Source organism: Pseudomonas sp. zjy_15 (genome assembly GCF_043101865.1).
GTDB lineage: Bacteria > Pseudomonadota > Gammaproteobacteria > Pseudomonadales > Pseudomonadaceae > Aquipseudomonas > Aquipseudomonas putida_Y.
Window position 1 is genome coordinate 15,571 of record NZ_JBICII010000137.1, and the last position, 24,280, is coordinate 39,850.

Here is a 24,280-nt window from a genome sequence, read left to right on the forward strand (position 1 = left end):
ATGGCCTTGCTGATCTGCACTTTGTGCCTGTTCATCGCTGCCTGCCTGTTTGGCCTGCAGGCTGTTCGCCAATGGCGCGCACGAGTACTGGTGGCCCGACGGCTGCAAGGGCGGCTGACCCGCGACGAGCGCCTGGGGGACTGGTTGCACTGGCTGGGCAGCAGCCCGTGGGGGCAGCGCCTACAGAGATTTGACGGCGAAAGCCAGGCCCTGCTCGAACGTATCGGCTGGCGCCGCAGCCGCCAGCGTGCCCTGTTTGCCGCTGTTCAGCTGGGCCTGCCGCTGCTGGCCGTGGCAATGACGCTGCTGCTGCAACAGGTGTTCAAGGGCAGCGCCGCAGCCGGCTGGCTGGTCTGGCCATCGTGCGCGCTGGGCGTAGGTTACCTGCTGCCCAAGCGACTGCTGGCCGTGGCTGCGGCACGTCGCCAGCAGCGCATTGCAGAAGAAGTCAGCCTGCTGATCCCCTTGCTGCGGATTTTATTCGAGACCGGCCTGGCCGTTGAACAGGCACTGCGCGTGCTGAGCCAGGAAGGCCGGACGCTGATCCCGCACACCAGCGCAGAGTTGCGCCAAGTGCTGCAGCGGGTGGACTCAGGCATGGCGCTGGGCCCGGAGCTGGAAAAGGTCGCCCAGTTGCTGGCTGTGGATGAGTTCACCGATACCTGCGTGATCCTGCGCCAGTTGCTGACACAGGGCAGTGGCGCGATGAAGTCGTTGCAGGCACTGAAGGCGCTGCTCGACGACCGTCGCCTGACCCGCCTGCAAGAACGGGTGTCGATGATGTCGGCAAAGATGTCGGCAGTGATGATGGTGTTCCTGTTCCCGGCCTTGCTCATTGTCCTTGCCGGCCCGGGTTTCTCTGCATTGGCGCGGGCGTTAAGCCCATGAGGACTGATTGATGAAGACAATCCTGTTGTGCGCAAGCCTGGTGTTGTTGACCGGATGCGCCGGGCAGCAGCCGGAAGGCCTGCGCCAGTTGTTCGCTACCGCCAGTTGCAGCAAGCCAGACGCCGACCAGCAACTGTCACTGAACCTGGCAGACGAAATGCTCAACGACGGGCGCCCGCACGCCAGCCTTGCCCACTTGCAGCAACTGCCGGACACCTTCGAACAGGTTCGCCTGCGCAAGGCCAAAGTGTCACGGCTGCTTGGCCTCGGCGAAGCCGAGCCCTTGTACCGCAGCCTGCTTGGCGGTTGCCTGGCCGCCGAAGGCGAACATGGCCTGGGCCAATTGGCCTCAGCCCGGGGCGACGACGTCCAGGCCCTGCAGCACCTGCAACGCGCAGTACGGCTTGCGCCTACCGACGAACGGGTGCGCAACGACCTTGGCGTGGTCTTGATGAACCTGGGGCGCTATGAGCAAGCTCGCTTCGAGTTGCTGACGGCCATTGAACTGAAGGACGACAACACGCTGCCTGCGGTCAACCTGGTGACCTTGGCGCTGGTGCAGGACAACTGGCAACAGGCCACCGACCTGGTATACCGGCTGCAGCTCAAAGCTGGGCAGTTTGCCGAAGCCCAGGCGCGGGCCAGCAAGATCAAGGCCGGCGGCCGAGGCCCGATCGCGTCGACCAGGGCCCAGGACATGATGGTCAATTGATACGCGGAGGTGATCATGATCAGGTATGTGATGGTACTGGCCTGCTGCGTTGGCAGCGCGACGTTACTGGCCGAGGAAAACCCGCACCATCCCCCTCTGGACGAGACGGCGACCGAACGGCTGCTGCGCTTGCAGTCCAGCGGTGAGCAGGCATCCAGGCACCTGCAGGTGCAAACCGCGCGGGAGCGTGACCAGTCCATGCAGCGCTGGCTGGATACCTACAAGTACGAAATCCCCGACTTCTACCGCTGGACAAAGATGGCAGAGCGAAACAACTGACTCGCTGACTTAGCGGGGGCTCTGTGGGCTGGGCAATCGCCTACAGATTCTTTGCATACCTTGAAGATGTTTAGCCAACCCAGGCCAGCGAAACGGCAAAGCCTGCCAGCAAGCAAGGCGCAAACGGCCTTTTCTCCCCTGGCTGGCGTGACCTGCGCCGTACCATTTGCCATACAACCATTGCCACACCAGCGCCAATGAACGTGCCGAGTACGTGGTCCAGGCTGGTGGCCAGGGCAAGCGCGCCGAGCAGCTTGACGTCGCCAGCCCCGAACTGGCCGAGCATGTAGCCGGGCAGCGTCAGTAGCAGGACGATGACGAAAGCAAGCGCTGCATCGCTGCCCTGAGCACCTAGCCAACTGTGCCCGGTGGCCAGCAACCAGGCCAGCGCACAGGCAGCAACCCCCAGCGTCAGGACATTGGAAATCTGCCGCTCCCAGGCATCCTGCCCAGCGCACAAGACCAGCCAGACAAGCACTGCAAGGCTATGCATAGGCAAATGGCCATCCCTGTTCGACGATCGGTTCTATGCTGTTACTCAGGATTCATGGTCAGGGTAGACGCAATCATGAAAGCAGGCCCGGCAAAACGGCAAAAAGGCGCAGCGGCCATTGAGTTCGCGGCCGTATTCATGATCTTTTTCGCGGTGTTCTACGGCCTGGTCAGCTACACCCTGCCCATGCTAATGCTGCAGTCATTCAACCAGGCCAGCGCCGAAGCCGTGCGCCGCTGCGTGGCCCTGGACCCGGACAGCGCCAGCTACAGCGCCGATGTGCAGACCCTGGCCCACCAGGTCATCAGCCAACAGTTGCAGTGGATGCCCGCCGCGTTCGACTTCCAGCCCGCCAGTGATACCCAGGTGACCCTGGGCGCCGACAAATTGCTGACCGTGACCATCAACTACCCCAAAACGAAACTGAACAACGTGCTGCCTATGCTGGTACTGCCGCTGATCGGTGAGGTGCCGCGCCTGCCCGATCGCCTAAGGGCCGAAGCGAGCTTGCAGCTATGAGCGGCTTGTTCGATCGCTGGCTGGGTGACCAGGCCACCGCGCAGGTAGCGCCCACCCCGCAAGCGGTGGGGCTGCAACTCTGGCTGGATGACCTTGGGCATGTGTTGCGCCTGGCCGGTCCCCTGCGCACGGTGCTGCCTGCGAGTTCGCACAGTGCCCCCCGTGTGCATGACTACCTGCAACGGCACAGCTGGCTGGTACTTGAAGGCCCCCCTGCCGACTGGCAGGGGCAACCGCTGGACCTTGACTTCACGACCGTGCACGGCCCTGCCCTGCACACCCGCGGCTGGCTCCAGCGGCAGGGCGACGGCTGGCTGCTGCAGCTGTTCGATATCGGTGACCTGCTGGGGGAACTCGAGCAACAAGACCATCGCCTGACGCAACAGGCGCTGGCAGCGGCGCTTGGCCGCGCCCTACGTGACTGCGACGAAGAACGTCTGATGCTGACGGCCACCGAACAACTGAAGCGCCTGGCCGAGCACTGGCATGCCGGCTCCCTGCGCCTGATGCTGGCGGGCGATTGCGGCTGGTACACCTACACATGCAGCGACAACGACTGGCCCTGGGCCGATGACGAGCGCTTGCGACCCTGGCTGCAAACGCTACCGCCACGGGGTCGAGAAGTGGCTGCTGGAAACTCGCTGTTGCAGCCATCATGTGCCGGCTTGCCATTGCTGGCCGTGCCCTACCTGCACGGCCATACCGTGCAGGCCTGGTTGCTGTGCGCAGGCGCGCAACGGCCACCGGCGAGCGAAACGGTCGCGGCCCTGCTGCAAGCGCTGATCGAACCCCTGCTCAGTCGCCTGCGCCAGCACCAGTTGCGGGAACGTTCACGCCACCTGGATGAACTGCAACAGCAACTGGGGGCAGGCTGGTGGTCATGGCCACTGCAAGGGCCGCTGCAGTTCGACCCGGCGCTGGCCTTGCGCCTGGGCATACCGGCTGAGGCCACCGCCGAGCAATGGTTGGGCCGGGTGCACCCGGCCGATCGTGAAGCCGCACGCATGGCGTGGGAACAACTGCGCGCAGGCATTGCTTTGAACCTGAACCTGCGCCTGCTGCCAGCCAACAGCCTGGCAAGCCCGCGCTGGCTACAGTGGGCAGGCCAGTTGCAAGGCCATCAGGTTCAGGGGTTTGTGCTCGATATCAGCGCGTTGAAGGATCAGGAACTGCAGGCCGGAGCCGCGCGCGCCCGGCTCGAAAACCTGATCGCCAGCTCGCCCGCGGTGATTTACATCCAGCGCTATGCCGAAGGTGCACTGCACAGTGAATTTTTCAGCGCCAGCCTGATGCCATTGCTGGGCTGGCCCAGAGACAGTGACCTGGCGCGCCACCCTGCTCAGGCAGTGCATCCCGACGACCACCCGACGTGGCTCGAACGCACCCGCACCCTGCTGCGCGATGGCCAGGTGCGCAGCCGCTACCGCCTGCGCGATCACCTTGGCGCCTACCACTGGATACTGGACGAAGCCCGCCTGCTGCGTGACGACCTGGGCCAGCCTGTGGAGGCTGTGGGGCTGTGGCTGGACGTCAGCGAATTGACCGAAACGGCCGAGCGGGTGCGCCAAAGCGAAGAGCGCTACCGGGTGCTGGTAGAAGACTCGCCGGCCATGATCTGTCGCTATCGCCCAGACCTTGAGCTGCTGTTTGGCAACCACCCGCTTGCCGAACAGCTGGAATGCACGCCGCAACAATTGACGGGCATGAACCTCGGTCAGTGGCTGTCCGACAGCCAGCGAGCGGCCTTCCTCCAACGCCTCTCGATGTTGACGCCGACCCAGCCGTTGGCCAGTGCTGAAATCTGCCTGCAATTGCCCGGGCGCCGAACATCCTGGTGGGTGTGGGCCGAGCGTGGCCTGTTCGATGAGCACGGGCAGTTGCAGGAAGTGCAGGCGGTGGGACGCGACAACACAGCAGTACGCCACAGCCAGCAACAACTGCTACAAGGGGCCAAGATGGCCACGCTGGGCGAATTGGCTACGGGCTTCGTGCATGAAATCAACCAGCCGTTGACTACCATGCGCCTTGCGCTGGTCAATACTCTCAAGCGCCTGGAAAGTGGCGTGGTCGATGCCGAGTATGTGGCGGGCAAACTGCAGCGGATCGATGCCCAGGTCGATCGTATTGCGCGCTTGGTCGAGCATCTGCGCACCTATGGGCGCCGGTCCGAGGTCGAACAGCAAGTGTTCGCCGCCTGGGTGGCGGTGCAGGGTGCGCTGGGGTTGCTGGCTGAGGGGTTGGGCAGCAAAGGTGTAGCCTTGCATATCGAAGAGCCAGAACTGTGTCCGGAAGTACTGGGCCATGAGGACCAGCTCGAACAGGTCCTGATCAACCTGCTGGTCAATGCCCGTGACGCGCTGCTCGAACGGCGGGTTGCCAAGCCGCGGATCAGCGTGAGCCAGCGCGTCGAGGAAGGGCACCTGTGCCTGGTGGTGGAAGACAACGGCGGCGGTATCGAGCCACGCCTGCTCGAACGCATCTTCGAACCATTCTTTACCACCAAGGCCGCCGGAGCAGGCACCGGCTTGGGCTTGTCGGTAAGCCACAGTATCGTCGAGGCCATGGGCGGCAGGCTGGAAGCACACAACAGCAACGAAGGTGCGTGCTTCCAGGTTTGGTTGCCCGTCTACAGCGCTAGCTGAGCACGGCCGCCGGAGCAACTGAGGTTGGCCCCGACCTCGGCATTGACCAAGTCTATGCCGAGGACCTTGAGTAACACGTTGACCAAGGGGTCGAGCAACGGGCTTAGCAGATTTTTGATCAGGGGTTCGACGATGCCTTTGACGCCGCCAAGGACGTTGCCGACGATTACCAGTACTTCGCCGAGGCCACTGTTGGCGGTGGGCTTGTAGGCTTCCAGCTGTATTCCCAGCAGCGTGTCGGTGAGGCTGCCGACAACGTTGTTGTTGGCGGGTTGCATGCTCTGGTAAGCCGAGGGAAGGCCGATGTTCGGTGGCGTGCTGTTGGGGGGCTGGAATACCAGCGGGCGTTCGACCGCTCCGCTGCCCAGCACCGTGCTGTTGACGCGCAGGCCGAGACCGCCTGCGGCAAAAGGTATACGAGCCAGGCAAGTGCCGATACCCAAGATCTGGCTACAACGCTTGGTACCGATATCTACCAGCGGCAGCGGTTTGACCACAGTAGTGCCACCAGTGAAGAACGCATCCACCGACTCAAAACGCCCCACCGCCACCTTGGCGGCTGAACTCTGAGTCTGTGTCGTCAAACGCTTGGGTGAGCAACTGAAGGTTTCTGGCGATAACGGGTTGAGCCTCGTCGTCGCTTCTGCCACCTCAAGACCGATGTCCAGAGACAACTTATCCGGGACCAGGATTATATCGGTGACCGTACATGGCACGCCGACCAGGCATAGCACCGATTGCAATGTACTGGCGAGGTTCAGGCTGAGCAGATTGTTAAGCACACTGGTTATCGGCCCGACGAGGTCCAACACTGCATTGAGCAACCCAAGCACCGAGTTGAGCAAAGGCAAGTCCAACGAGATCATCGCCCGCACCTGAGCGGTATGCACCCGCAACTCATCTGTACGCGGGTCTCCCACCGCAGAAATCTGCTGGGGTTCGATCACCTTCAGCCGCACCCGACCATTGACCAGCCCCAGCACGTTGATTGGCAAGTCCACCGTTGCTGCACTTTCGCTGACCGCCAGCTGGATTACCCCCTGCACCAGTTGCAGCAACTGAATACTGGCATCCAGCCCGGCCTGCGCCGTGCCGTTCTGAATATCGAGCAAGTCCCCAAGTTGCAGCAGCGTACTGTTGCTGGCGCCCAGTGCCACCTTGCCCAGATTGGTTACCACATCTGCCGCCGCACCGCTCTGCTGCAGTACCTTTACCGCCGCTTGCAGCAACTGCGTAGCAGTGGCGTCGGCAGTGAGCAGTTGCTGATAGTCGCCTGCCTTGAGGTCAAGTTCGACGGCCAGTTGGTCAAGGTAGCTGAGCAGATTCAGCTGAGTACTGGCGATGCCTTGCCAGCCGGCCACATCAAGCTGAACCGCACCGCCCAGTGCGCCGAGCAGTGCATTTAGCAGAACCGACTGCCGCGAGTCGACGGTCGCCAGCGTGGTACGAATACTCAACATAGCCTGCGGCGGCAGGGGCGACGATGCCACCGCATGTGCATGCAAGGTTGTGGTCAACGGCAATCCACTGCCCTGCGCCAACGTGTAGACCCCCGCAGCAACACTGGTGGGCACCGTGTTGCTCACATCCACCCGGATGGCTTCATTGCGATCGTTGTCACTGGTGAAGGTACGCAAGCTGTTGGCGCCGGTCTGCAGGTACCCGCAACTGGCCGTGAGCGGGTTGCTGGCCGCATGGCCGTTGCGTGTGGCGGCAGTCCGGGCAATCACGGTGGCTTGGGGACCGCTGCCGGTACACACGGCAAACTGGCCTGCCGCCTCCAGCGCCGACATGTCGGTAATGCGCTGCAGTTTGCGCTGCTCAAGAAAAAGCCGGCCGCTGTCGATCACCACCAGCATGAACAACAAGGCAAGGCCCAAGGTAACCACCGCCATGAGGCCGATTGCGCCACGCTGGCGGGCTGCAGATGAGGGAACCACGGGCACTCCTTTGCCGGCCATTGGCCATGCGTCGCGGCTGCGATTCCAGGAGTGTAGTTGCGATAATGGCCAATTGCCTGCCAGGAACCAACCTGATGGTAGCCGGTCAACTTCAGCAGATACCTTTTTACAGGCACCCAGCCATGAACAACCCTTTCGACCGAATCAGTGCTGCATTCGCCCCCGAATACCGGGTCAACCTGAGCATTACCAACCTTGACGGCAGCATCATGCTAACCCTGTCCGACGACGCCGGCGTGGTCGCCAAGCGCCTCATCACCCAGGCCCAACGCAACGACCCGGTGCGCCTGCAACGGGTGATCGACAGCATCCGCCTGGGCCTTGCGATCGAACTCGGCCAGAACCCCATGCAAGTGCTGGCCGCGCTGACCCGTGACGTCCGTCACGAGCCGCGCCATTCCGTTGCCAACTGAGGGCTACTTGCCCTCCTCCACTGCCTTGCCGTTGGCGTCCAGCACCTTGGTCGAGGGGTAGCGGTACGAGGCGTAGCGCACCACCAGGATCGAGAACGCCAGCAGCAGGATGCCGCCGCACAGGTACAGCAGCCCTTCGTCCGGTGCCTTGTGGTGCGAAACATCGCCGATCAGCAGGCGAGTGAGCGCGGTGATTGCCACGTACAGCAGGAAGCGGATCGGCATGTGGTTGGTCTTGACCGTTGGAGCTAACATTTTTTCCGTTGCGTGCCCCAAAATCTCCCACCATTCCGAACACGCGATTCACAAGAGCACTACTTTTTCTCGGCAGCCAACCTCTGAAAGCAAGCATCATTGACATAAAGACATCCTTATGATGGCATGAGGCCATTGCGGATAAATGAAAAATATAAGGAGCATAAAATGGCTGGAGGCGAGAGAGCAGGAATTGCGGCGATTGCAGTGAAAGTGGCGAACGAACTACTTCCTTGGCTTAAATGGAATTATCACAACCCTCCTGATCAAAATTTTAACTGTTTGCAAGTCACTAAACACAAGCAATCAAAAACAGAGCCTGATGACACTTCAGAGCAGAAGCACAACCATCCGACAGATGTAGTTTATTCATACATTGATCCTTACACGGAGAAAACTGTAGCGATCAATACTGACCTGAAAAGCTATGCAAAAAACTCCATCACACAATCCAGCATCAGAAAATCACTAAAATCGCTGGCACATACTATTGACTGTGCACGCTACAGTGATGAATGGAAGGAGAGATACTCACTAAGCGAAGAAGACATTGAAATCCGAGGCATGCTATTTGTTTACAATCACGACGGCGGTTGGGACAATAATTTTTATGATGTTTTTTACGGAAAAAAGAACCCAAGAAGATCCAAAAGCTCTCACGAAAATGAGAATGACATAAACATATCAAATATCGACCTCCAAGCAAATCAGCAAATCCACATTTTAGAACCAAAGACCATAAAATATATAAAAACCGTTTTCGACGACCTTGAAAAACTCGATTCAAGATCAGAATTCAATCGAAAAAGCTATCAGTTCTTTTATCCTGACCTTAACCTGCACAAAACTAACAACTCGCCCATCAACCGCCCTGCTACTCTCGAACTGATTTCCGCTCCATTTATGATCATCGAGTATCAAGGAGATGTGCTTTACAACGGAAATCAAGAAGAAGTAAAGCGTGTCGATCCCGGATACAAGATCTATTACAAAGAAAAAATTGAAAGTTGGAAAGAGATTTTCTTCCTTCTTGATTCACTATCAAACTATCAAATGCTTAACAGCAATAAAAAAATATCTGTAAGAGCAATTGCACAAGACCAAGGCGAGATGGCTCAAAATCATTTCAGAACTGCCGTACAAGAATACATAAAAAAATGGGGTAAAAATGAAGTACTTACAGGAATAAGCTTTGAACTGATTCCTACAGTCAGTGACACATTTAGCACACAAGAAATCGAATGCGAGTGGTGACCATGGAAAACCAGAAAAACCAAAGCATCTACATGCCTAATGACAAGGCAATATGCGACGCAGTTCAAAGCTCAAAAGTCAACAACCAAAGCCTAGCGGAAATATTTTTCAAAAGAGGAATAATAGTCTCCCCAAAAACAGAGAGAAAACCATTAGCACTATACTACTCTAGAATGTTTACAGGCTATAAAGACTTTGACGACTTAACATCCAATCTTCAATCAACGACGCACCGCGAAAAAATAACTTCTAGATTCATTAAAAACATTGCAAGCCATGAAGCATTAGATGCAGCCACTGAATTAAAAGACATAATCAATTCAAAAGACTATCCTAAGGACGCTAATGCTTCGATATCCAAACACCTAAACGAAACAATTTTAACAATCACATACAGCGACATAAATCCGAACAAGAGCCAACTCCAGCAGGTTGTCACCAAGGAAGCTGTGATAAGTATATCCTCAAATTCAGACGAGCTTGTAATCAGGTCTCCTTACAATGAGGACGCAGAGAAATGGACCAATCACCTCATAGAAATACTAAGCATAAAAAAAGAGCAGCCCGTTACAGCCGAGACCATATCTCTAGAATTTATTGACAATGCAGAGCTCAGATCTAAATTTTTAGAAGACCTGATAAATAACATTGATGGTTTTTCTCTTAAGGACGTTTCAAAAGTCTCCATCTTTAACCCCGAGAAAAATAGCCGCGAAGAGTCAGAAATAGATCAAGCAGAGAATGAAGAGGAAGACATTGGATCAGACATCCATGTATTCAAAGCATCCCTAAATGGAAAAGGTGTACTCAACTCCAAAGAAATTGATCTCCTACATAGCAAAGGCTTTTATACCTATCATGCAGTATGGACCTGTACAGAAGATTCGGCCACGCCTGACATATATGAGATAGAAGTTAAGTTTGAAGACTCTGACAACTGCACAAGCTTCTCTCACAAAGTTAAAGGATTCTATCGTTACATTTCCAGTGACAAGCATTCCACAAATAGATTTCCACCTACGGGTACGATTGAAAAGCTAATCCAGTCAAAAATTGAAGCAAAGGCTCGGGAGCTAATTGAAAACCTTACAAAATAACGCACATCACAAGGAGCTTCGTAGTGAAAAAAATATTCAACATCAAAGTTTCCGAATGCCCTCCCGCAGAGCTCTTCGAGAAACTACTACATCACGTGCACCATAACTCACTGGACCATGGACTCTACGATCTAGCTAGAGAAGATAATACAGTCTCTGGTTTTTTCTGGGCCCGTGAAACAGTAATAATTTCAAACGAGCTAGATTTACATACTCCAGGTGAAACTTTAACTTTTTACAAAGTTAATAAATTCGCCTTCACGCTACAGAGCATCAAGAAGTTTGAGTATCTACTAATTATCGATTCATCTTCGCGATCAATCAAACCATTGATTAAACTACTGCAAGAGGCGACCGGTACAAAAGTATTCATTTCTCAAATAGAGATTTCTCTTACCAACCTCGTCACTCATCTGAAAAGCTCTAGCCCCACACAAATCACAATTACACACGCCTACACCTCTAACCAAGTAATTTCCAAAAGCGAGAAAATCTCATTTTCCATTTACAGCATCGAAAATGCATTAACCGCTGCAAACAAAATCATGAATGGAAGCACAATTAGATTTGATCGAATACGAATGCAAACTTCCAGACAAGGTAATATTCTGAAAATCGACATAAAGAGTAACTGTTTATACAGCATCTCAGAATCCAACTCAGAAATCGAAAAACTCCTGCTGCGATACGTTCTCAGCACTCAAAGTGAGCTTTAATTTTCCGAGCATAAACTATCTTATATGGACAAAAATCATACTATTATGATATCATTTAGCCATACAAATTACTTAAATCAGGTCATAGATGTCGCTCCAAGAATGGGCAAACGTTGCCACAATTATAGGGTCATTTGCTGTTGTCGGATTATCACTGCAAGTTTATATTGCACATAAGCAAGTGAAATCAGACCATGAAAGATCTAGAAGGGAAAAATCTGTAGATATATTACTGGAATGGGCTAAGAATCTAAAGAAGGAGGGCTCTGTTGCTAGGAAAATTGTTGAGTGCCTCAGCGAGGAGCAATGCCGAGATATATTCGGACAGAATGAGGTTAAAATTAACAAAAAGTATGCAAATTTATTAATTCAACTTTTTGGCGAAAATCTTGACGGACTGAACGAGCCGACAGAGACAATAACTATTTCAGAAGCTCAATCAACAGAACTGAGATGGCATGTTGTATCGTATCTAAATTCTTTGGAGTTCACTCTAGTAGCATGGCAGTACTCGGTAGTTGACAAAGAAATTATAGAATCTCAGTTCGGCTATCTTTTCCGCCCATCTGATGGGCACGAGGTTCTCAAAAATTTCCGAAAAGTAGCAGATGGCAGTAAAACATATCCCGCCATAGAAATATTCACAGCTCACCTGTCGCAAAAAGAAAGAGATCAGCTAATTTCTAAAGCAAATGTGGCCTAACGAACGCCAAAAAACAGGAGGGGCAACCTGCTAAGCACCTCCTATGTTTATCCTCAAATCACTTATCTAAAACTTGTTCCCCTATTACTTCCCCAGATGCGTCGATAGCTTTACTTGAGGGGAATTTATAGGATGCATATCTAACAGCCAAAACTGACAGAGACAATAAGAAAACACCGCCACAAAGATATATCAGACCAACATCAGGAGCTTTATGGTGCGAGACATCTCCTATCAGATATCGAGTCAGAGCTGTAATTGCGATGTACAATAGAAACCTTATAGGTAGATGATTGGTTTTAAAATAAATACCAACCATCGCCCCAAGCTCTAAGTAGATAAACAAAAGCAAAATATCATCTACACTTGCATGTCTTGCCTCTACCATTTCCAAGAAAGCCATAACAGAAGCCCACGCCGTCACAGCACCAATCGCAAACAATCCAAGATAGTGAAAGCCTTCTACCAGTAAATTCCCCATGGAATTTGCTTTGCCATGCATATTTTTTCGGCTTTCTTCTGCCCATTTCATACCCGAATACTCCAATCATAGCTAGTTTCAGTCTGCTGTATGGATAATCCGCCGGAAACAATGGTGTGTGTTAGATACGTGTGGTTGGTCTTGAAGTAGATCCCCACCATCGCCCCCAGCTCCAGGTAGATGAACAACAGCAGGATGTCATCGACACTGATCCCGCCCTTGCCCAGCATGTCCAGGAACGTCACCACCGCCGCGTAGGCGGTGATCGCGCCAATGCCGAACAGCGCCAGGTAATGGAACGCCTCGACGCAAAGGTTGCCCAGCGAGTCGGCCGAGCCGTGCAGGCCCTTGCGCAGTTTTTCTGCCCATTTGATGTTCACGATGTTCCATTCCCCGATACGTCTTTAAGGATGATGCGTCGCTGATGTGACGCTTGTGCCATGCAGTTAAAGGGCCAAGCCCCTGTCTTGGAAGGCGACCGATTGCCGCAAGGCACCTTGAGGCATGGCGCATTGCAGAAATGCACGGCCGTGCTTGGGGAAAAATCAGATTTAGCCCCTTCCTTGTAGGGCATTTCCCAAAGATACTCCCTGCCATTGTGGCGTTCGGGCATGCGCACTAGTCTGGGGTCGTCGCTGCCAGTCAGCGATCGGCTTTGACAGGCCGCCCTGAACTAACCACATGGCTTTGCCTTTATGGCAGCTGTCATGGGGCACCTCGTGTGCGCCGGCTTTTGGTTCTGTTCACCGGTCTGTCAACCCATGTACAGCTGCCGCCTCATTGTTTGACAGCAGGAGGTGGTGGCCCCAACTTTGAACAGGCCTTCACCATGCTGAAAGTAGTTCCCGATCCACCCCATAACCTCCATTCCCTCGAAGACACCCTGATCCAGGCCACCGACTACGCGTTGTGCGCAGCTACCGTGGTGCATCAGGCGTTGCTGCTTCAGCCCAAGTCACCGGTTTCGATCCTGATGATGACCTCGATGCATGAGCTGGAGGCGCTGCGGGCTCTGCTTGAGTCGGCACTGGTTCAGGTGCAGATGCCCGCTGAGCCCAGGACTTCGCACTAAGGCTGGTTAATGCGCCGGGAGGTCGGCCTCTTCGCGGGCTCGCCCGCTCCCACAGGATCACCACAGCCTCAAGACTTGCACAGTACCTGTGGGAGCCTGTGGGAGCGGGCATGCCCGCGAAAGGGTCGGCCAGGCACTAGAGAAACTTCAGGGGATTGAACAATGACAACAGAAGACACCCAATTCACCGTCGGCAAGACCACTTTCTATCAAGGCGAAAACAGCACCCATCCACTGTTCCGCATCGAGCCCGGCATCCCCTGCAGGGACGCCCGCGAGCAGTCGTCGGAATTGATGGGCTATGTGCGTGAATTGACCATTACTGGCCTGATGGAGGAGAAACCCATGATGATCTGGGCCGCCCATTATCTGAGTGCCATGGCCAAGGCGCTGATGGATGATGCCGAGTTGGGTATGAAGCCGTGAGGATTTCGCTTCAGGTTGGATGAAGGCCTCTATGTGTTTGCCGCAGCAGTTTCAGCGCCTGTGAGATCGAGCGCCGCGCGGGCGGCGCTCGATCTACTACATCTACAGCGCATGTCTTGAGCCAGACTGCTCTCCTTGCGATCACGTGCCTGACGCAAAACCCAGCCGTTAACGCCCCCGTAGGAGCGGGTTCACCCGCGAATAGGCCGGACCTGCCGGCCAATATCCCCCGACCATTCACCGTCGCAACCGCCACCGCATTCGCTCGGTCTATGCCACGCTACAATTTCTGCTTGCGAACCAACCAGCATTGCCATTACTGTATATAGATACAGTAAACCGCAACACAACCAGCAAAAAGGCATAGAGGTGATGAATGGCCGTCGAAGTGGTGTACCGCAGCAGCCGCGACCCGGAGCGCTTGTTCATGGATAAGGCCGAAGCAGACCGTCACGACAAAATGCTCGAACTGGCCGAGCGCCTGGCCGAGGTGCTGCACAAGGCGGTGCCGTCGCTGACCGAGCAGCAGGTCGAGGAAGCCGGTATCTACATGGCGAAGAACCGCGATGTGTTCGCCCGGGCGTTCAAAAGCCAGCCGGATGCGTTGTCCGAGTTGCTTGAGGATGCTGCTGCCGAGTGATCTGGAGGTGTGGGAGCGGGTTTACCCGCGAAGTGGCCCACAACGCCATCATCACCTTCAGCCATACAACAACCGTTCCGCCAACATCTGCGCCACCCTTGCCGGCGAACGCTTCTCCGCCTGCGCATGGCCAAACACTTCGGTCAACCGTGAAGGGATACGCGCGAGGTGCGCAGTAATTGTGCCCTGGTCTTCGCCACGGTGGGTGAGTGCCACATAGATCAGCCCACCGGCATTGATCACGTAGTCAGGTGCATACAATATGCCGCGCGACTCCAGCTGGTCTGCCACCTGCAAGGTAGTCAGCTGGTTGTTGGCCGCCCCCGCCACTGCCGCACAACGCAGTTGCATCACGCTCTGCCCGTTCAGTACCGGGCCCACGCCGCAGGGTGCAAAGATATCGCAAGGGGTACTGATCAACGCATCGTTGGTCACCGGTTTGGCATCGAACTGCTCCATCGCCAGCCGCACCCGCCCCGGGTCCAGGTCGCTGACCAGCAGTTCCGCGCCCACCGCATGCAATTGCTCCGCCAGTGCATAACCGACATTGCCCAACCCCTGCACCGCTACCCGCAAGCCTCTCAGGTCATCGCTGCCCAGCCGGAACGAGGTTGTGGCACGTATGCCCGCGAACACACCCATCGCCGCATGTGGCGATGGGTCGCCCGACGCCGTGGTGCTGGTCACGTAGGGAGTACTGTGGGCAATGCAGTCCATGTCCAAGGTCGAGGTGCCACTGTCCACGGCAATGATGAAGCGGCCATGGAAGGTATCGATGAAGCGGCCAAAGGCCTCGAACAGCGCGGCGCGGTTTTCCACATGCGGGTTGCGCATGATCACTGCTTTGCCCCCCCCCATCGGCAAGCCGGCCAGTGCTGCCTTGTAGCTCATGCCCTGGGCCAGGCGAATAGCGTCGGTCATGGCGCTTTCGTCATCGGCGTAAGGCAGGTAACGACACCCACCCATGGCAGGGCCCAACTGCTCACTGTGGATTGCCACAACGGCTTTCAGGCCCGTAGACGGGTCATTGAACAGGTGCAGTGACTGGGTACGGGTGCTTTGCATCAGCGCGAACATCGACCGGCTCCCCTACGAGGTGCTCCTTCCAGTATAGGCACGGCCTCGGCGTTGACGCCGCCGCCGGACCACTGGACGAAACCACGCGCCACGGCTAATACTCAAACGTGTGTGGAGATGCCCCATGAAGCCACGTCAAGCCTGCCTGGCCTGCCTGGAACGCGAGCCTGTCGACCTGCTGGAAGCCGCATTGTGGATTGCCGCCGAGCACGACCCTGGTGTCGAGCCCGCGGCCAGCCTTGCTGCGCTGCACGACCTGCAGCGCGAGATAAGCGCCAACCTGCCGATGCTGCCGCTGTGCGAACTGGCCCAGCCACTGCTGCGCCAGCTTAATGCGCTGGGCTTTCAGCAGGATGAATACCACCCCTTGCGCCCGCATGCAGCGATGATGGACAAGGTATTGCAGCGCCGCCGCGGCCAACCACTGACCCTGGCCATCCTCGCTTTGGAACTGGCCAGGCGCCTGTCCATACCGCTGGAGGGTGTGGGCTTCCCTGGCCATTTCCTGCTGCGCGTGCCGGGTGCCGACCACCTGCTCGATCCCTGCGGCGGCCGGCGCCTGTACCCCAGCGACTGCCGCGAGTTGCTGGCGCGGCAGTTCGGCCCGCACCAGGCGCTGACAGCAGAGCACCTGCGCAGCGCCAGCCCGATGCAGATGCTGCAACGCCTGTCACGCAACCTGCGCCAACTGCACATCAGTAATGACAACCACCTGGCGGCGTTGATCGATGCAGAGCGGATCATGCAGTTGGGCCCGGTACAGGTGAGCGACTATATGACCCGCGCCTCGCTCTACCATCATCTGGATTGCCCGCAGGCCGAGCGCTTCGACCTGGAGCATGCGTTGCTACTGACGGAAGACCCGGTCCAGCGCCTGAAGCTGTCCGAGCAAATCGGCAAGCTTCCGGCGGCGAACCGTTCACTTCACTGAGCCGGGCTGTCCGGTTGCTGGGCGGGGTGGGCCTTGGTGAACGCCGGGTGCGCGGCCGCCAATGCGGCAACCCGCAGGATGCGTGGGAAGCTGTGGAGGTCGATGTTGAAGCGTTCGGCCGCGTACAACTGCGGGATCAGGTACACATCCGCCAGCCCTGGTGTGTCGCCAAAGCAGAAACCGTGATCGCCAATCAGTTGTTCCACTGCCGCAAGCCCCTGGGTGATCCAGTGGCCGATCCACTGGTTGACCTGCCCTTCGTCCTGACCGGCCTGGCGCAGCCGGTTGAGCACGCTGACGTTGTGTAGCGGGTGAATGTCGCATCCAATGATGGCCGCCACCCCCCGTACCTTGGCCCGTGCCTCGGCTGTGGCCGGCAGCAACGCAGGCTGTGGATAAACCTCTTCCAGGTACTCGATGATCGCCGGCGACTGCACCAGCACCTCACCACCATCGGTGCGCAAGGCCGGTACGCGGCCCTGCGGGTTGACGGCTACATAGCCCTCACCGCGCTGCTCACCCTGCAGCAGGTTGACCGGCAGGGACTGGTAAGCCAGCCCCTTCAGCGCCAGGGCAATGCGCACCCGGTAGGACGAGGTGGAACGGTAATAGGTGTACAGCTCCATACCCCTGCCTCCTCAGTTGGCTGCGATGACCGTGCCGCGGCATTCGCCGAAACCGATGCTGGCCACGCCATCACGTGTGCAGCGGGCACGCAGGATGATTTCGTCGCCGTCTTCAAGGAATTTGCGCACCTCGCCGCTGGCCAGCTCGATCGGCAGTTTGCCGCCTTCGGTGATCTCCAGCAGGCTACCGAACGATCCCGGCGTGGCACCCGACAGCGTGCCCGAACCGAACAGGTCACCCGGCTGCAGCTGGCAGCCGTTGACGCTGTGGTGCGCCACCAACTGCGCCACGGTCCAGTACATGCTGCGGGTGTTGCTCAGGGTCAGGCGGTGCGGGGCAATGCCCTGCTCGCGCATGCGCTCGGTCAGCAGCAGCACTTCGAGTTCGATATCGAATGCACCGCTGGCTTGGTCGCGCTTGTCCAGCAGGTACGACAGTGGCTGCGGGTCGCCTTCCGGGCGGGCCGGCTGGGCGCAGCGGAACGGTTCCAACGCTTCGGCGGTGACCACCCAGGGCGAAATGGTGGTGATGAAGCTCTTGGACAGGAACGGCCCCAGTGGCTGGTATTCCCAAGCCTGGATATCGCGCGCCGACCAGTCGTTGAGCAGGCACAGCCCGGCTACGTGCTCGGCGGCATCGCCTACCGGAATTGCCTGGCCCATGTCATTGCCCTGGCCAATCCAGATACCCAGTTCCAGTTCGTAGTCCAGACGAGCGCAAGGGCCGAAGCTCGGCTCGGTGTGCCCGGCCGGCAGGGTCTGGCCCTTGGGCCGGCGCACGTCGGTGCCGGACGGGCGGATGGTGGAGGCGCGGCCGTGATAACCGATCGGCACGTACTTGTAGTTGGGCAGCAGTGGGTTGTCGGGGCGGAACAGTTTGCCCACGTTCTTCGCATGCTCGATACCAACGTAGAAATCGGTGTAGTCACCGATCTGCGCTGGCACGTGCAGCTGGCAGTCGCTGGCCGGGAGCAGCGCCGGCTTCAGGGCTGCCTGGTGTTCGCTGTGCTCGCCCAGCAGCACCTGCAAACGCTCGCGCAGGGCTACGCGGGCGTTGCGGCCCAAAGCGAAGAATGCGTTCAGAGCCCCGCCGCGGGTGGCTTCAACGGCGGCCTTGGCCGCCCCGTCGAACAGGCCGGCGGCCAGCACCGCCTCCAGGTCGAGGATCGCGTCGCCGATGGCCACGCCACAGCGCCTGGCTTCACCCGGCCGGCTGAAGATGCCCAATGGCAGGTTCTGCAGGGGGAAGTCGCTGTGCCCGTTGGCGTGCTCGACCCAGCTACGGGCATTGGCAGTGTGGTTCATGGGTTATCTCCGGTTCGGGTTGAAGGTGCTCGGCAAGGTTGCCCAGCAACTATCGTAGTCGGCCTGCAATTGCGGGCATTCAAGGGCTTGCAGGCTCGGGCGCAACACCTGGCTGGTCTCGAACATGAAGGCCATGGTGTTGTCGATCTTGTGCGGCGCCAGATCGGCGGCAATGGCCTTCTCACAGGTTTCGGCGTCGGGGCCATGGGCACTCATCACCCCGTGCAACGAGGCACCACCCGGCAGGAAGCCCTCGGCCTTGGCGTCGTAGGCGCCATTGATCAGGCCCATGAACTCGTTCATCAGGTTGCGGTGGAACCATGGCGGACGGAAGGTGTTCTCGGCCACCATCCAACGTGGCGGGAAAATCACGAAGTCCATGTTGGCCATGCCATGCACGCTGGTGGGCGAGGTGAGCACGGTGAAGATCGAGGGGTCCGGGTGGTCGAAGCTGACCGTGCCGATGGTGTTGAAGCGGCGCAGGTCATACTTGTACGGCACGTTGCTGCCATGCCAGGCCACAACGTCCAGTGGCGAGTGCTGCAGCTCGCAGGCCCAGTGCTCACCCAGGAACTTCTGTACCAGTTGCACCGGGCCTTCGGCTTCTTCGTAGTGGGCCACAGGCGTGAGGAAGTCGCGGGGGTTGGCCAGCCCGTTGCTGCCGATCGGGCCCAGGTCCGGCAGGCGCAGCGGCGCACCGTGGTTTTCCGCGATATAGCCACGGGCCTGGCCGTCGAGCAGTTCGACGCGAAACTTCATGCCACGTGGGATCACCGCAATTTCCAACGGTTCGACCTCCATCACGCCCAGCTCGGTGGCGATACGCAAGCGGCCCTGTTCCGGCACCAGCAGTAGCTCACCGTCAGCGTTGAAGAACACCCGTTCCATGGACCGGTTGGCGCGGTAGATGTAGATGCTCACGCCAGCCGGTTTTTCCGCTGCGGCGTTGGCGACCATGGGCAGCCAACCTTCGATGAAATCGGTCGGTTCAGTAGGAATCGGCTGCGGGCTCCAGCGCAGGCGATTGGGGTTGATGCCACCCAGTGGCCCGCCGAGCGGCTGGCGCGCCAGACGCTCGAAGCGTGGGTGCAAGGCAGAAGGCCGAATGCGGTATAGCCAGGTACGGCGCAGCTCGCTGCGGGTCATGGTGAACGCCGTGCCCGACAGCAGCTCGGCATACAGGCCATACGGGGCCTTCTGCGGGGAGTTCTGCCCGACAGGCAGCGCCCCGGGCAATGCTTCGCTGGCGAATTCGTTGCCGAAGCCGCTCAGGTAGTGAAGGTCGGGCGACGTGTCGCGGTTCATCGATGCCTCCGGATTTTGTTTTTATCGTAATCAGATTACGAATAACGTAATTTGCTCCGCTCAAGGCGTCAAGCTATAAAGGCGACACGATAAATCCGGAACCTCCCCGCCCATGGCCAAAGCCAACTCCCCCACCGACACCGGCAAGCAGAAGGTCCGCTCGGCGGAAGTCGGCACCGATATCCTCAAGGCCCTCGCAGAACTCTCACCCTCGACTTCACTATCACGCCTGGCCGAGCACGTGCAGATGCCTGCAAGCAAAGTGCATCGCTACCTGCAGGCGCTGATTGCCAGTGGTTTTGCCGAACAGGATGCCGCCACCAACCATTATGGGCTGGGGCGTGAGGCACTGCGGGTGGGGCTGGCGGCGTTGGGCAGCATCGATGTGCTCAAGGTGGCGGCAATGCCGTTGTCGCAGTTGCGAGATGAACTCAACGAAAGTTGCTTCATCGCCGTGTGGGGTAACCAGGGGGCCACGGTGGTAAGCATCGAACCTGCCGTGCGCGCGGTCACCGTGGTGACCCAGATCGGTTCGGTGCTGCCATTGCTCAGTTCGTCCACCGGGCTGGTATTCGCCGCCTATCTGCCCGAGCGAGAAACCCAGGAGCTGCGCGACAGGGAACTGGCCGCTTTGCAACAAACCGCCAGTGACTACCACACACTGCTGGCCGGCATCCGCGAAAAGGGCCTGCACCATGTGCATGGCCTGCTGATGCCGGGGGTGGATGCGCTGTCGGCGCCGGTATTCAACGCCATGGGGCAGATCGCCGCGGTGATGACCGTGGTCGGGCCGACGTCGATCTTCCATGCCGATGAACATGGGCCGGCGGCGCAGCGCCTGCTCACGGCCGCACGAACCGTGAGCTGGCGCATGGGTTACGCGGGCAACCCACACTGCGCTTCGACGTCTAGCGTTTCCTCCTCGACGAGCCAGAGCAGTTCCTGAGAGAAGCCATCATAAAGGGCGGGCGCCACCTCGCTCACCAAATCGCCGTAGTCATCGCATAGCCGCCCGATCACACGCGAGAAGGCCGTGGGCTGCGACACCTCTGCCCGGGAAAGCACGGTGATGTATTTCTGCGCGGCACCGAACAGCCGTACCAAGACCCCCGTGGAAGCCACCGTTCCTGCCACCCCCGCCGCGAACGACAGCAAGGCGGCAGAACGGTCGCCATCGCTCCATGCGATGGCCCCGGTGACGAAGGACCTGGCCGCACAGAAAAGCCCGACGGCCATGGCCGCCGGTGGAAACGGCACCGTGAGGATGCCAGCCAGTACGATCCCCCACTCCACCACCACGGCCGAAATACGCTCGGCAGCGCCTGCGCTGTCTTCAGCGGCTTCGTTGATCATCCGCCTGATCCGCTTTTCAAGGTCCTGGACAGGATCCCCGATACGCCCGGTCTCCCCTATCGGCGCCCGCACGCCCCTGCCTCGGGCAACGGCGTCCAGCACCACCTCAATGCCATCTCCGGCGCGCAGTTGCTCTTCGATCAATGCGTTCATGCGCGACTGGCTCGATAACGGCACGCGGTCCTGGCAATAACCTGCCAAGTCGTGCTCACGCCAGGTCCTTGCCAGCTCACTGAGGGTCCGCAGAGTGGGCCCTTGCTCGATTTCTGGCAGATAGACCAGAGGCTCAAGTTCGCGGTCCCGAGCAGGTTTCAGCAGGTAGGCACCCTGGACGGGGCAATCGTCCATCCATAACGGATAAAGGTTGCACGCCGCGTCGATCGAGGTCCCGGAAAAGCTGTCGATCACTGACGCCAGCCACTGCGCATGGCGACCCGACAAGCTGCCCTGAAGTTTCTCGCTGAGCACGGCACGCCTGATCTTCAAAGCGAAGAGCGTGCGATAACACTGCCTGAGCCTTTCATATTCAGGCCTGGAGCGGTCGAGTAACTGCGCTTTCACTTCTTCGATGTACTTGTTGCCCAGGTCGGCAGCGCGGATGTAGCTCCCCAGCAGCGCCGGGCTCAGGTGCGAGATATCCTGGCCCGTAGCCGAGGTGATGCGGGCAAAGCCGGAAAAATTGTAATACGTGGGATACCCTTTGATGACGGTCTGCGTCAGTGTGCGAAAAGCATCCTCTTCCAGCGCTATCAATACCTGATCCGGGTTGATTGGGCCGCCGCGATTGCCCGGGTATGAATTGACCTTTTCCGTCACCTGTCGATGAGCGAAGGTGCGAAAGCTCGGCATCTTCATCAGCGACTGATACCTGGCCTGTGCCAGCTTGAGCAGTTGGTCGATATCAACCAGTGCCTGCTGCTCGGTACGACTGGCTTTGATGAACCAGCTTGGCGTGGTGGCCTGCTGATCCTCGATCAGGGCAGTGATCTTGCGCCTGGCCAGGGCATTGAGCACATCCGGCCACTGCTGCGACTTGACCGGCGCGAGCGTCACGCTGTGCATGGACCAGTCGGTGGGCAGCATCCCGACCTTGCGCAAATGGCGCTTGAGCGAATCATGCTGGGCCCGCGAGCATTGCCCCAGCAGGTACTCACTGCCTACCGGCAACAAGGTCCAGCTACCGATTTCGAGCGCCATTTTTTCGAGTGAGTCGAAAAGATGAAAATCGCCTCCCGGTGCGCCGGGGGCATAGAGCAGGTACTGATCGCCCTGTACCAGGCACAGCAGGTCCTTCAAGGGCGTTGGCGCACCATTGAGGCAAACCAGACCGGCGCTGATGCCATTGGCCTGCATTTCCCCCCGGCGTGCGTGGTGCAACAGATCGAACGCCGCCGGGTGAAAACCTTGATGACGAGCGGCCTGATTGGCCAGCGCCAGCCGCGCATCAAGAACCTCACACAGTGCGGCCATGGTCAACGTGTCGTCATAGAGCGTACGGATCTGTTTGACGTAGCTTACGCGCAAATCCAGTTTCTCGATCACCCGCTGGACAGAGGTGCCCCCCAACAATGAACGGTGCCGCTCACCCAGGACTTCAACCTTGAGCTGGCACCCGCTGTAGCCACCACTCAACGCCCAATCGAGCAGGGTGTGTTTCATCGCCTGCTCAGGGTCATCGACGTGACTGACTCGCAGCCGCACCTGCTCGGGGTCGATATCCAGGCCAAGGGCTTGCTGGACCTGTTTTTTGGCGAAGCTGCGCAGGTCGCGCCATTGCGCCAGACGCTCGGTGCAACGCTTCTCCTTCACCTGCAGGTCATCTTCCAGATGTCGATAGGCTTGCAGTTCCTCGCCCTGCATGAACCGCCGCCATTCGGGCAGCAGGCTGGTGCGGTAAGCTCGCACATGCCGCGCCGCACGTTTCTGCAGCGCAGCCACCAGAGGCTCAAGCCGAGCCGCACTGTCGAGCTGGGCCAGACGCCGGGCGTCATCGACCTTGCTCCGCAGGCTGCGCTGGGTGGCTTCAAGCTGGATAGCCTGCAGATCACGGATGAAATACCTGTGAAGTGGCACCTGCAGCGGCACGAAATCGAGTGTCAAACCCTCTGTAGACAGCGCTGCCCGCTCTTGCGAAGACAACAGCCAACGCAACGGGCTGCCTTCAGCAAAGGCAGGGGCGAGTTCACGGGCTGCGCGCTCGCGCTCAGTGTCGAACCAGCAACCGCTGGCCAGGCTGTAGATCAGAAAATCCGCAGGTGCGTCCGGGTTCTGTTCGAGGTCATGACTGCTGGCAACGACACCCGGCAAGCGAAAACGCAAATCTCCGGCAACCAGGTACACCTCATGCCTGTTTACGTCCCCGCCCTGCTCGAGGGCCTCGATACCGGCTTCCCAGGCCTTGAACGTAAGGGCCTTGAGGCGCGTTTCGGCAAACATCAGCTGGATCAAATGGGACGCCAGGGTAAGTGATTTCGAACTTAACCTGGACTGTTGCTCCCACCACTGGTCAAGCACTGCCTGCCTTTGCGGCACAAGCGACTCGACAACCGCCAACGGCAAACGCTTCTGCTCGGTGAACTGTTGTCGATGAGCCTCCGGGATCAGGCTGGCCAGTTGCGCAACCGTAGCCATCAGCTGTTGCAGCTCCTGGGCGTGAGCCATCATGGCCTTCACCTGTTCTTTCACAGAGCGTGCATCCGGGCACCCCTGACCGAAATTGGTGATGCCAAGATTGAAATCGAAAGACATGAACTGCGCTCCAAAACAAGGGAGCAGCAGAGTGAACGGATGACAAAGGCAATAGCGCAGGGAAGCTTATCCAGCACTTGGCACTGTTGCCTGAAACGTAAAGGTGAATGTCGACAGAAGCTATTTTTCCAGACGGATCAAGCGCTTATTCTTAACTCACTGGCCGGCTTGAAGGGCTCTCCCCCCCGCTTTTCAGGCCTGCGAGGTTCACCGACGTAGATTTTGAAGCTCCTTGATCTGACGTCTCGATTGGCCGCTGCGGCTTGCAGCGGCCTTTTTTTTGGGCGACTGAAAATGCACGCTGCCTGTCACGTGGCCGTCGATATTTTCAGCGTCGATGAGACCGAGCGCCGCACGGACAGCGCTCTATTCCATTTGCGCAAA

25 protein-coding genes are annotated in these 24,280 nt (G+C 58.1%); 15 read left to right on the forward strand and 10 right to left on the reverse strand.

Annotated features, from left to right (window positions below; translation table 11 throughout):
- Genes ACF8EF_RS25025 through ACF8EF_RS25035 form a run of 3 tightly spaced genes read left to right on the forward strand, consistent with a single transcriptional unit; the run spans position 1 to position 1,879 of the window.
- The gene (locus ACF8EF_RS25025) at positions 1-888 is read left to right on the forward strand and encodes a type II secretion system F family protein (protein WP_176682553.1); all 888 of its coding nucleotides are present in this window, start codon (positions 1-3) and stop codon (positions 886-888) included.
- A gap of 10 nt (positions 889-898) precedes the next feature.
- Positions 899-1,600 carry a tetratricopeptide repeat protein gene (locus ACF8EF_RS25030; protein WP_176682552.1) on the forward strand — a complete coding sequence of 234 codons (702 nt, stop codon included), beginning with the start codon at positions 899-901 and terminating at the stop codon, positions 1,598-1,600.
- A gap of 15 nt (positions 1,601-1,615) precedes the next feature.
- The gene (locus ACF8EF_RS25035) at positions 1,616-1,879 is read left to right on the forward strand and encodes a DUF3613 domain-containing protein (protein ID WP_176682551.1); all 264 of its coding nucleotides are present in this window, start codon (positions 1,616-1,618) and stop codon (positions 1,877-1,879) included.
- A 70-nt stretch (positions 1,880-1,949) separates the two neighbouring features.
- Here the strand turns inward: ACF8EF_RS25035 and ACF8EF_RS25040 are convergent, their stop codons facing one another.
- A complete protein-coding gene (locus tag ACF8EF_RS25040; protein ID WP_392462150.1) occupies positions 1,950-2,372 on the reverse strand; it encodes a prepilin peptidase in 423 nt (140 codons plus the stop codon).
- Between the two features lie 75 nt (positions 2,373-2,447).
- On the opposite strand from ACF8EF_RS25040, the gene ACF8EF_RS25045 reads away from it, so the two are divergent.
- Positions 2,448-2,891: a TadE/TadG family type IV pilus assembly protein gene (locus ACF8EF_RS25045; protein ID WP_176682549.1), complete on the forward strand. Its 444-nt coding sequence runs from the start codon at positions 2,448-2,450 to the stop codon at positions 2,889-2,891.
- On the forward strand, positions 2,888-5,533 hold the full coding sequence (locus ACF8EF_RS25050) for an ATP-binding protein (protein ID WP_392462152.1): 2,646 nt from the start codon (positions 2,888-2,890) through the stop codon (positions 5,531-5,533). Before ACF8EF_RS25045 ends, ACF8EF_RS25050 begins: the two co-directional genes overlap by 4 nt.
- Here the strand turns inward: ACF8EF_RS25050 and ACF8EF_RS25055 are convergent.
- Complete coding sequence (locus ACF8EF_RS25055; protein WP_392462154.1) at positions 5,518-7,473, reverse strand: TadG family pilus assembly protein; 1,956 nt, start codon at positions 7,471-7,473, stop codon at positions 5,518-5,520. The two genes, ACF8EF_RS25050 and ACF8EF_RS25055, sit on opposite strands and share 16 nt — an antisense overlap.
- Before the next feature lie 143 nt (positions 7,474-7,616).
- On the opposite strand from ACF8EF_RS25055, the gene ACF8EF_RS25060 reads away from it, so the two are divergent.
- Positions 7,617-7,907: a DUF3509 domain-containing protein gene (locus tag ACF8EF_RS25060; protein ID WP_176682547.1), complete on the forward strand. Its 291-nt coding sequence runs from the start codon at positions 7,617-7,619 to the stop codon at positions 7,905-7,907.
- 3 nt (positions 7,908-7,910) lie between these two features.
- On the opposite strand, the gene ACF8EF_RS25065 is transcribed toward ACF8EF_RS25060, so the two are convergent.
- On the reverse strand, positions 7,911-8,162 hold the full coding sequence (locus ACF8EF_RS25065) for a phosphate-starvation-inducible PsiE family protein (protein WP_392462156.1): 252 nt from the start codon (positions 8,160-8,162) through the stop codon (positions 7,911-7,913).
- Between the two features lie 168 nt (positions 8,163-8,330).
- On the opposite strand from ACF8EF_RS25065, the gene ACF8EF_RS25070 reads away from it, so the two are divergent.
- From ACF8EF_RS25070 to ACF8EF_RS25085, 4 genes are all read left to right on the forward strand, one after another.
- Positions 8,331-9,416 carry a hypothetical protein gene (locus tag ACF8EF_RS25070; protein WP_392462158.1) on the forward strand — a complete coding sequence of 362 codons (1,086 nt, stop codon included), beginning with the start codon at positions 8,331-8,333 and terminating at the stop codon, positions 9,414-9,416.
- 2 nt (positions 9,417-9,418) lie between these two features.
- On the forward strand, positions 9,419-10,513 hold the full coding sequence (locus tag ACF8EF_RS25075; protein ID WP_392462159.1) for a hypothetical protein: 1,095 nt from the start codon (positions 9,419-9,421) through the stop codon (positions 10,511-10,513).
- Positions 10,514-10,536: 23 nt separating this feature from the next.
- Complete coding sequence (locus tag ACF8EF_RS25080; protein ID WP_392462161.1) at positions 10,537-11,229, forward strand: hypothetical protein; 693 nt, start codon at positions 10,537-10,539, stop codon at positions 11,227-11,229.
- An 88-nt stretch (positions 11,230-11,317) separates the two neighbouring features.
- Positions 11,318-11,932: a hypothetical protein gene (locus tag ACF8EF_RS25085; RefSeq protein WP_280076536.1), complete on the forward strand. Its 615-nt coding sequence runs from the start codon at positions 11,318-11,320 to the stop codon at positions 11,930-11,932.
- A 58-nt stretch (positions 11,933-11,990) separates the two neighbouring features.
- Here ACF8EF_RS25085 and ACF8EF_RS25090 read toward each other — a convergent pair whose 3' ends face one another.
- Both ACF8EF_RS25090 and ACF8EF_RS25095 read right to left on the reverse strand, forming a co-directional pair.
- Positions 11,991-12,464 (reverse strand): phosphate-starvation-inducible protein PsiE, encoded by a 474-nt coding sequence (locus tag ACF8EF_RS25090; RefSeq protein ID WP_392462163.1) that lies wholly within the window; start codon positions 12,462-12,464, stop codon positions 11,991-11,993.
- Complete coding sequence (locus tag ACF8EF_RS25095; protein WP_392462164.1) at positions 12,461-12,793, reverse strand: phosphate-starvation-inducible PsiE family protein; 333 nt, start codon at positions 12,791-12,793, stop codon at positions 12,461-12,463. Before ACF8EF_RS25095 ends, ACF8EF_RS25090 begins: the two co-directional genes overlap by 4 nt.
- Before the next feature lie 449 nt (positions 12,794-13,242).
- Between ACF8EF_RS25095 and ACF8EF_RS25100 the strand changes: the two genes are divergently transcribed.
- The 3 genes from ACF8EF_RS25100 to ACF8EF_RS25110 all read left to right on the forward strand — a co-directional run bounded on the left by ACF8EF_RS25100 (position 13,243) and on the right by ACF8EF_RS25110 (position 14,551).
- Positions 13,243-13,485, forward strand: coding sequence for a hypothetical protein (locus ACF8EF_RS25100; protein WP_176682546.1), 243 nt, complete (start codon positions 13,243-13,245; stop codon positions 13,483-13,485).
- Positions 13,486-13,647: 162 nt separating this feature from the next.
- Positions 13,648-13,911 (forward strand): DUF3077 domain-containing protein, encoded by a 264-nt coding sequence (locus ACF8EF_RS25105; protein WP_176682545.1) that lies wholly within the window; start codon positions 13,648-13,650, stop codon positions 13,909-13,911.
- Positions 13,912-14,287: 376 nt separating this feature from the next.
- A complete protein-coding gene (locus ACF8EF_RS25110; protein ID WP_176682544.1) occupies positions 14,288-14,551 on the forward strand; it encodes a YebG family protein in 264 nt (87 codons plus the stop codon).
- A gap of 57 nt (positions 14,552-14,608) precedes the next feature.
- Here the strand turns inward: ACF8EF_RS25110 and ACF8EF_RS25115 are convergent, their stop codons facing one another.
- Positions 14,609-15,628 carry a Glu/Leu/Phe/Val dehydrogenase gene (locus tag ACF8EF_RS25115; RefSeq protein ID WP_176682543.1) on the reverse strand — a complete coding sequence of 340 codons (1,020 nt, stop codon included), beginning with the start codon at positions 15,626-15,628 and terminating at the stop codon, positions 14,609-14,611.
- Between the two features lie 124 nt (positions 15,629-15,752).
- Here ACF8EF_RS25115 and ACF8EF_RS25120 point away from each other — a divergent pair, with 124 nt between their 5' ends.
- On the forward strand, positions 15,753-16,559 hold the full coding sequence (locus ACF8EF_RS25120; RefSeq protein WP_209963528.1) for a SirB1 family protein: 807 nt from the start codon (positions 15,753-15,755) through the stop codon (positions 16,557-16,559).
- Here the strand turns inward: ACF8EF_RS25120 and maiA are convergent.
- The 3 genes from maiA to hmgA are packed head-to-tail and all read right to left on the reverse strand — an operon-like array spanning position 16,553 to position 19,795.
- The gene (gene maiA / locus ACF8EF_RS25125) at positions 16,553-17,185 is read right to left on the reverse strand and encodes a maleylacetoacetate isomerase (protein WP_209963526.1); all 633 of its coding nucleotides are present in this window, start codon (positions 17,183-17,185) and stop codon (positions 16,553-16,555) included. The two genes, ACF8EF_RS25120 and maiA, sit on opposite strands and share 7 nt — an antisense overlap.
- Before the next feature lie 12 nt (positions 17,186-17,197).
- Complete coding sequence (gene fahA, locus ACF8EF_RS25130; RefSeq protein ID WP_392462166.1) at positions 17,198-18,490, reverse strand: fumarylacetoacetase; 1,293 nt, start codon at positions 18,488-18,490, stop codon at positions 17,198-17,200.
- A 3-nt stretch (positions 18,491-18,493) separates the two neighbouring features.
- Positions 18,494-19,795, reverse strand: coding sequence for a homogentisate 1,2-dioxygenase (gene hmgA, locus ACF8EF_RS25135; protein WP_392462168.1), 1,302 nt, complete (start codon positions 19,793-19,795; stop codon positions 18,494-18,496).
- A 112-nt stretch (positions 19,796-19,907) separates the two neighbouring features.
- Here hmgA and ACF8EF_RS25140 point away from each other — a divergent pair, with 112 nt between their 5' ends.
- The gene (locus tag ACF8EF_RS25140) at positions 19,908-20,741 is read left to right on the forward strand and encodes an IclR family transcriptional regulator (RefSeq protein ID WP_209963520.1); all 834 of its coding nucleotides are present in this window, start codon (positions 19,908-19,910) and stop codon (positions 20,739-20,741) included.
- On the opposite strand, the gene ACF8EF_RS25145 is transcribed toward ACF8EF_RS25140, so the two are convergent.
- Entirely contained in the window at positions 20,672-23,896 is a 3,225-nt protein-coding gene (locus tag ACF8EF_RS25145; protein ID WP_392462170.1) for a hypothetical protein, read from the reverse strand. The two genes, ACF8EF_RS25140 and ACF8EF_RS25145, sit on opposite strands and share 70 nt — an antisense overlap.
- Between the last annotated feature and the right edge of the window lie 384 nt (positions 23,897-24,280).